The organism is Vibrio sp. Vb1574, from assembly GCF_033338675.1.
Map to the genome: position 1 here is coordinate 1 of NZ_JAWOTC010000481.1, position 1,024 is coordinate 1,024.

General features: G+C 44.5%; 1 protein-coding gene. It reads left to right on the plus strand.

What is annotated here, in order from left to right; all coding sequences use genetic code 11:
- The coding region (locus R7O12_RS27015) for a DUF72 domain-containing protein (protein WP_318127134.1) at positions 1 to 809 on the plus strand (809 nt) is incomplete at its 5' end.
- Between the last annotated feature and the right edge of the window lie 215 nt (positions 810 to 1,024).

The window sequence follows — 1,024 nt, forward strand, 5'->3', positions numbered from 1 at the left end:
AAAGCTTTTACGGTAGTGGAACTAAACCTGCTGAGCGTTTAGAAAAATACGCTCAGGTATTTCATACTGTGGAAGGAAATACCACCTTTTACGCCACGCCGACACACAACACGGTGCAAAATTGGAAAGCGGCAACGCACGACGATTTTAAGTTTACGTTTAAGCTCCCTAAGGCTATCACTCATGAACAAATGCTAAGAGGTTGCAACGAGCAACTTCGTGATTTTATGAAAATCATGGAGCCCCTGCATGAGCGCGTCGGTCAATGGACGATCCAACTCCCAGCAGCTTTTGGCCCAGAGTATCTTGAACGTTTGAAAAAGTTTTGCGCCAGTTTCCCGCCTAACTTTCCACTAGGCGTAGAAGTACGTCATATGGCCTTTTTCTCTAAAGGCGAGGAAGAGCGAGCGCTTAATCAGTGGTTGGTGGAAAACGGTATTGACCGAATAATCATGGATAGCCGCCCTGTGTTTGCGGCAAAGCCTGACAATGAAGCCATCATTGATGCTCAAATGAAGAAGCCCAAAGTTCCCGTTCATGCGATAGCAACCGCTTCACACCCGATGATTCGTTTTATTGGCCATCCGGAAGAACAAAAAAATTACGACTTCTTTGTGCCTTGGCTAAGTAAATTGCCACAGTGGATTGCGGAAGGTAAACAGCCATATGTGATGATTCACACAGCAGACAATATTATTGCACCTGAGCTGGCAGCGAACATTTACAAGAATCTACAAAAGCATGTCGCCCTGCCAGATTTAGCCCCCTTCCCTGCCAATGATGGCAACTCGCAGTTACAGATGTTCTAACAATAATTTGCTCAACGCATGACAGAGGCGCGAATTTCTCATAAAATACGCGCCTTTTTTGATGCCTGACGTTTTTGAAAACTAGACTAATAGTTTTTTGAAGACGAATCGTCCCGTCAGCTTGTATGCAGAGATTTGGTTATGAACCCTAAGAGCAATCCAGATACTATTTTTTCGGCTCCAATCGATAAAATTGGGGATTTCACGTTCGATGA